Source organism: Helicobacter pylori (assembly GCF_003636935.1).
GTDB classification, from domain to species: domain Bacteria; phylum Campylobacterota; class Campylobacteria; order Campylobacterales; family Helicobacteraceae; genus Helicobacter; species Helicobacter pylori_CH.
The window spans coordinates 1-930 of the sequence record NZ_MVVH01000033.1; the positions used below are offsets into that span (position 1 = coordinate 1).

A 930-nucleotide genomic window follows, 5' to 3' on the forward strand; every position below is an offset into this window, starting at 1 on the left:
ACCTGGAAGTCAAGCTCTTCATCGCTGATAATACTGCTCTTTTCAAGAGTGGGAATGTAGGTCGGTGCAGGGATAGGGAAATGTTTTAATCTTGTCTTGCTTTTTTATTTGATTTCATTATTTGATTATATTTTAGTGCTTTATTTTTCTGTTGCTTTTTTCATTACTTTTATTTTTAGTTGTTTTGGTTTGGTTAGGTGTTATTTAGTTTTTTACGCTAAAGTTTCTCGGTTTCTCAGTTTCTGGAGATGAGAGGTATGGGCAATTAAGAAAATGGGTAGAGAATACCAACAATTAGGAGATTTTTATGGTCGTAGATGTTTCAAGCATTCCTTTTCAAGAATTTTGGCACATGCAAATCCATCAGCAACATCTGCAAGTAAGATGGGATGTGCATGATGTGCACCAAATTTTAGAAGAATACCACTTCATTGGTTTAGCGGATTGGGAAGAGAGCAAAGGACAAATTAGAGATTTTTTAGAAGTGATGCGGGTGAATGACATTGTAGCTATCAAGCATGGACAACAACTTGTAGCGCTCGCACAAGTCATCGGCGGGGCGTATAACATTCACAAAGATCGGGCATTATGTGTTAGCGAAGAAGAAGACCCTTTAGTGGATTGGATACATTACAGGCGACCCGTTAAGATTTTAGATTGGGCAAAAGAGAGGCAGACGATCCCACAGGGTAGAGGCACTTTAAATAAGTGCGTAAGTCCGGGGACAGAAACCTCGCAAATCATTATGGGGTGGTATGAAAAGGTGCAAGAAGCCTTAAAAGCCAAAGGTGAAAGAGTTGTCTTAGTTTAAAAATCTCACATGTTACCCTTTGCAAGGGTGGGAAAGTAGGGTGGTGCGGGGATAGGGAAATGTTTTTTAGTCTTGCTTTTTATTTAATTCCATTATTGATTATTTTGATTGTTTAGGGG

1 protein-coding gene is annotated in these 930 nt (G+C 38.7%); it reads left to right on the forward strand.

Annotation, left to right across the window (positions count from 1 at the left end):
- Positions 1-307: 307 nt before the first annotated feature.
- On the forward strand, positions 308-811 hold the full coding sequence (locus EAL87_RS07995; RefSeq protein ID WP_120914264.1) for a pyruvate kinase: 504 nt from the start codon (positions 308-310) through the stop codon (positions 809-811).
- The last annotated feature ends 119 nt before the right edge of the window (positions 812-930 follow it).

Coding starts and splice junctions, on each gene's coding strand:
- EAL87_RS07995 (WP_120914264.1), top strand. CDS start 308: ATGGTCGTAGATGTTTCAAGCATTCCTTTTCAAGAATTTTGGCACATG.